At 38.1% G+C, this 5918-nt stretch carries 7 protein-coding genes and 1 pseudogene; all 8 read right to left on the minus strand.

What is annotated here, in order from left to right; translation table 11 throughout:
• Positions 1 to 614 (minus strand): DEAD/DEAH box helicase (locus tag AB5062_RS22290; protein WP_195508398.1); only part of this gene is annotated, 614 nt, incomplete at its 3' end.
• 266 nt (positions 615 to 880) lie between these two features.
• A pseudogene (locus AB5062_RS22295) lies at positions 881 to 1284 on the minus strand (HEPN domain-containing protein).
• Positions 1278 to 1601, minus strand: coding sequence for a nucleotidyltransferase domain-containing protein (locus AB5062_RS22300; RefSeq protein WP_022508628.1), 324 nt, complete (start codon positions 1599 to 1601; stop codon positions 1278 to 1280). Before AB5062_RS22300 ends, AB5062_RS22295 begins: the two are co-directional and overlap by 7 nt.
• 94 nt (positions 1602 to 1695) lie before the next feature.
• On the minus strand, positions 1696 to 2568 hold the full coding sequence (locus tag AB5062_RS22305) for a YjbH domain-containing protein (RefSeq protein WP_227238932.1): 873 nt from the start codon (positions 2566 to 2568) through the stop codon (positions 1696 to 1698).
• Between the two features lie 26 nt (positions 2569 to 2594).
• Positions 2595 to 2849 carry a hypothetical protein gene (locus AB5062_RS22310; protein ID WP_032953191.1) on the minus strand — a complete coding sequence of 85 codons (255 nt, stop codon included), beginning with the start codon at positions 2847 to 2849 and terminating at the stop codon, positions 2595 to 2597.
• Positions 2846 to 3952 carry an MraY family glycosyltransferase gene (locus AB5062_RS22315; protein ID WP_032953192.1) on the minus strand — a complete coding sequence of 369 codons (1107 nt, stop codon included), beginning with the start codon at positions 3950 to 3952 and terminating at the stop codon, positions 2846 to 2848. Before AB5062_RS22315 ends, AB5062_RS22310 begins: the two co-directional genes overlap by 4 nt.
• Before the next feature lie 10 nt (positions 3953 to 3962).
• Positions 3963 to 4781 carry a glycosyltransferase gene (locus AB5062_RS22320; protein WP_007853919.1) on the minus strand — a complete coding sequence of 273 codons (819 nt, stop codon included), beginning with the start codon at positions 4779 to 4781 and terminating at the stop codon, positions 3963 to 3965.
• A gap of 47 nt (positions 4782 to 4828) precedes the next feature.
• Positions 4829 to 5704, minus strand: a complete 876-nt coding sequence (locus AB5062_RS22325) for a beta-1,6-N-acetylglucosaminyltransferase (RefSeq protein WP_007853915.1) — start codon at positions 5702 to 5704, stop codon at positions 4829 to 4831.
• Between the last annotated feature and the right edge of the window lie 214 nt (positions 5705 to 5918).

Genomic DNA, 5918 nt, shown 5'->3' on the forward strand with positions numbered 1-5918 from the left:
CGCTGTTCCCTGCTGTTCGCACGGATGGACACATAGTCAAAGGACGACAACCAGCCCCTCCCGATAAATTCCGCAATACTCCATGAGGTAATCAGGGTATCAAACAAATCCGTGAATCCTTTGCGGTTCAGCCGACAGGGGGTAGCGGTCATACCCAATTTCCTCGCCTCCGGATAACTCTTCCAAAGCTCCCGATAAGTTTCTGCCAGGGCATGATGTGCCTCGTCAATAACAATCAAATCCGGCTGTCCGTTCACAATCTTCCGGTTTCGTGACAACCACTGGATGGACATCACCCTCACACTTCCGTCCTCCCTCCCCATTCCATAACGGGAAACCGTCTCCTCTATCTGCTCCACCAGTTCCCGACGATGCGCCACAATCCATACCCGGCTACCGGAACCACACAAGAACTCCCTCACTATGGCAGCCAGCAGGTGTGTCTTTCCCGTGCCTGTAGGCATCTGTACCATCACACTCCGGTGAAGCTCCCACTCTTCAAAGAGCCTGAGCTTCATCTCCTGCTGGTAGTCACGAAGACAATCGTTCTTGCTCTTGCAATACATTATACGGATGCCAGTCGCTACCGACAACAAAAACAAGGAAGGCCGCATACGTTATCGCATACAGCCTATAGTAAATTATAAATATTTTATCTTTACAAATAGCTTATAATATCGTCTATTCTTCTATGATCCAATCACTCAAAATATGGTTTTCCGAGTCAAAGTTTAAACCTATCTTCATCACGAGAAGTCCGCAGAGAACAAAGCGTTCGACCCACATACATTCCCCAAAAGTGATTGCACGCCATGTTCCATTTCACACGGGAGATGGCTTTTTACGTTTTTTTAGATGCTAACAACAAACTACAAAATAACTATTCTCCCTTGAATACGATTAGCTTTTCCATATCTTGAATAAATTGAAATGTCTTGTCAATTAAGGTACGACCTCATCCTCTATTGCATCATACAAATCATCATAATCGCCAGATTGCCGTAATTCAAATAAACGGGACAGCAAACGACCATAACTTTTATCTAAAAGACCTTTTACTACAAACTGAGCACCTATCAAGTGAATCGTACCGCTATGAGAACGAGATGCAAGACCCTTATTCAACAATAATGCAGAAGCCATATGAAATGCCGAATAATAAAAGCGATTACCTACCAAGTTCCAAAAAACCAGTTTCACAACTTCTTTTGCCTCGTTCAAATTACCGTAAGACTTTTGTATCCGATAATTTATAATCGCTTTTTTCTCATCAACACTCAGCATAGTACAATCCCGTCTTGTTCCACATTTTTATAAAAGAGAGAAAAATTTCGTTCCAGCCAATCTTTTAAAGTATACATTATAGGATGAATCTCCACATCAATTTTCCAACCCAATTCAAATAAAGGATAAACATACTTATCGTGATCTGCTTCTTCTAATTTTTCTTTATCAAGAAGAATCAATATATCCCAATCCGAATCCTCGCGGGCATCGTTACGAACCTGAGAACCCAAAAGTACCACTCTTGCACCTGTAGGCATAACCTGCGCTATGACTTCCTTAATTGCATATAATATTTCTTCTTTTTGCTTCATCATCACAAATAGCTTTTTGTAAATATAACAAAAATTTACCATTTATGCATAAGGAACAAAATCCAAACGGGAATTCCTAATAGAATAATTTATTTTATCATTTCAGATGAATCTTGAAATAAATGCCGCCGGAGAAGTATTTGCAACGGTTCAATTCTATTACAGCGTTGATGTAGTCTTTCCAAAAGCTGTATTCCATACCTACATTCATTTGATATTTCGGTCCATTGGGATTGAATGTCAAGTCCTCTTTCACATCTGTATAACCAGGAACAACCTCAGCCATTAAATTGACACCATTAACAGCTTTTCTTATCCATGAATCATTCTCTTTCAAATGGAAACAAAAGTTCACGCCCATAGCAGGATTATTCAGTTTATTGTCGAAACGGTTGCTGTATATCCACGATATGTGCGTACCTAACGTACCTATATTATCAAAATTGACATGTTTGGTTATTGCCAGATAATAACGATTCCAAAAGCCATTACCATAGTCTTGATTCTGCTGATTGGATAAGGAACCACCATTCGCCGAATCACCTATCGCATCATTGGCACCTATCACCACTTGAGGTGTCCATGGTTTCCACCAACCTTCCTTCCACACCCGCAAGCGAAAATGAAAAGAACGGTCCTGGTTGGTGAACTTGCCATACGTAGATGGCACCCAATAGCCGGAGTTATTGCCATAATCCGTAGGAACTGCCTTATGACCAGTACACAGATATCCGGCTTCCAGCCAAGGAAAAATAGTTATATTGATATAATAGTTCCATGTATCATACCACCAACGGGGTACTGTAGCATGATGATTCAGCCAGTTACCACCTGCCATAAAAGTCTTGTCACGCTGCATGTCGGCAGTAGGAAGATTCATCAATCCCGTCGTGCCATAATTTATTTGAGCCGTTGCCCCCTGTACTATCCACAAAAACAAACCGGCAAGACAACATCTTCCTATTTTCATATTCCTCATTCTTCGAACTTATTTTTTTACCGATACCGCTTCCACTTCTTTTTCTCTTCATGTTTCATCATCATCAACATCAATTTTACGTCCATAAAGAGAAAGTAAGTGCTACCCACCATCAATGGCAGCCACCAACCATATTCCTGCCAGACAGGCATCTCGTTTACCGCATAGTATACTCCTGCCACCCCCAGCCAAAACAGCAGGGTAAGGGCCAGCATACGTTTCCATATCAGTTTTACTGCAAAATGATAAAGGCGGAAAGAAGGAACAATCATATTTGGGAAATATTGCGTCGTGAAATCAACTTACTGATATAAAGATTCATCAGTGTCCATACGGCCACATCACAGAGGAACAGCACCGTATTGTTCAGATAGCTTACCAGAAACACATTGGAGGCACAAAACAAAAACGAAATGCATAGAATGGAAATCATCGCTTTACGCGGTGTGAATCCCATGGCAAGAAACTTGTGATGAATATGTGTCTTATCCGGCATAAAGGGGTCTTTGCCACGACGTACACGGCCTAGAACCACCCTTACCACATCCAGGCAGGGAACTAACAATACACTGAAAGATATCAATATGGCACCTTCATAATTAATACCCGCCTCATACGTATTCATAGTGTATTGCACTGCCAGGAAACTTAATATATAGCCCAAGGTAAGACTTCCTGTATCTCCCATAAAGATTTTCCGTCCCCTGTCCGCATTTCCAAATACATTATAAAAAAAGAACGGAAGCAACACTCCCACGGTAGTAAAAGCCAGCAATGCACTCATCCATCTGTCATCAATGACAGCCAGTGTGCCAAAGACGGACAATGCTACCATACTCAGTCCCGATGCCAAACCGTCAATGCCGTCTATCAGGTTAATGGCATTGGTGATAAAAATCACGAGCACCAAGGTAAGAGGAATACCGATGAAAGGAGAAACTGCATGAATACCGAACAGCCCGTAAAAATCATTGATATAAAGCCCCGCCAACGGAAACATGAAGGCTGCAATCAATTGCACTATAAATTTCTGACGATAGCGAACCCCTATCAAATCATCCGCAATTCCCACAATATACAGCAATGTCAACCCTGTACACATAAACAGTATCTGTACCCAATGTTGTCCTGTATCCACTAAGGAGACCCATCCTGTCATATAACAGATTCCTATCAAGAAAGTTACAGTAAACAAGATGGCCGGGAAAAAGGACACTCCACCCAGCCGGGATACTGGTTTTTTGTGCACCTTCCGTGCGTCCGGAGTATCAAACAGACGTTTACGAAGAGAAATGATTAAAATACGGGGAATGATGATACGGGCTAAGACTACGGCTATCAGGAAGGCGGCTACAATAATTAGAATATTTAGCATGATGTTATGTTTAGTTCCGAATGTATTCGATAAGTTTTATACAATGGGAATTTCTTTTTTTTCTTTTCTGATCTATGAACCATCCCCACTTATTGAAATACTTAATGATAGAGCAAATATGATACCTTAATAACTTTCGGTTCTTATACGAACCTTTTTCATATTCATGAAAGACTGAAGCTTGAGGATAATACATTGTCCGGGCAATTTCTCCTATCCTGCGACATAAGTCCAAATCTTCGGCGTACATAAAGAAGCGTTCATCAAAACCTCCTATCCGTTTCAATATGTCAGTCCGTATAAACATAAAACAGCCAGATAAAGAGGGAACTTCCATTACCTTCTCATATCCGCTCCAGTGCATTTCATACCATGCATTACGCTTTTCTTGAAAAGCCTTGAATGGAATGAATCTTCGTCCAAATAAATCCAACGGAGTAGGAAGCAATTTACATAGATACTGAACCTCTCCATTTGGATATAGTATTTTGGGCATGACCAGACCACAGTCCCTATTTTCATTCATAAATTGCGTTAGCTTTTCTATTACATTTTCATCCCAATAAATATCTGGATTGATTATAATATGATAATCACAACCTAAGTCCATTGCTCGGTTAATGGCTACATTATGCCCACTTCCAAATCCCAAATTATCACTATAAATATAAGTAATCCGTTCTGATGTTGATTCAAATTCACGCAAAGCATCATTCGTTGAATTGTCTATAATAAAAAACTTATCTATCGAAGAATGTAACACGCAATCTATTAAGCGAATCAAATCTTTACGAGACGTATGAAATGTAACAACCGCTGCTGTAATCATGATTTTCTTATATTAATATGTTAGAAATATCATACTCCATTTTAGAATTATCTCTTTTGTTTATCCAATGCTTCAAATATTCTTTCAACTATATCAAAATCAACTTTCTCATCAAATTTTCTTGCAAACATTCTATCTGAAGACATTAATTGTTCAAAATCTATAGAACGAAAAATATATGGATTGCCTTTATTCCAATCTATAAATCTCATACATCCCTTATAATCATCAACTTTATCATATACAGAATTAAATAAAAAAGAATTTCCTATAATAGTCTGTTTATAAACTTCATCACCACAAGAAGCAAATCTATATTGTTTCATTATAATTTTCTCCTTTGACAAAATCAAACTTACAGACTGTTCTGTAATGCTAACCCATTCAGGTCCTATCATCAATTTATCTTTCAACTTATAATGATTGTAATTCAAAAGATTTTGTAGAAAAACACAAAAGGACCTGAGCAAACATAACACCTTATTACCATACCTGTTTTTTATTCTTTGATACTTTGGAAAGATATAAACCTTATTTATACGATTATCACATGTCATTCCTAATGAAAATCCAATAAATTCAGTGGGATAATGAGCGTCAAAAAAAGCATGAATTTCATCTTGTGTTTTTAATGGTAGATCACTGCCGCTGATCAGATGATAGTAAGAATAATTCCCTTTGCAATATGCAGTCTTAAAAAGGAAAAATTCAACTTGTATTAGAGAAATATCTCCCCATCTGACATCTATTTCATGAAAAATAAAAAGATTTGCATTGTGAACCTTGCTCGAAAAATCTATAAAGTCTGACTTTAAATCAATATGCAAATAAATATCATTTCTTTTATCATCTAATAGAATTAATAGCTTTTCTAATATTTTCCAATTATTGTGGGCCATTATAAGGTATGCATGCTTTTTCATTGTATTTCCAACTTTTATACATTAAAAAAATTATACAGGATTGCAATATAATATACATGGTTATAAAAAAAATCTTAAATCTTGAACCATTAAAGCAAGAAGTTATTCAATCAGTAAGCACTCAATTTAGGGCATCTCCCTTCGAAAGGGCACTTTTCAGTGCCCTAAACCGAGTTTTGTTAATTAATTAGTTTTGAATTTAACATTGGCTGGC

This window comes from Phocaeicola sp. RTP21359st1_B8_RTP21360_211022 (assembly GCF_040911965.1).
Lineage (GTDB): Bacteria > Bacteroidota > Bacteroidia > Bacteroidales > Bacteroidaceae > Phocaeicola > Phocaeicola vulgatus.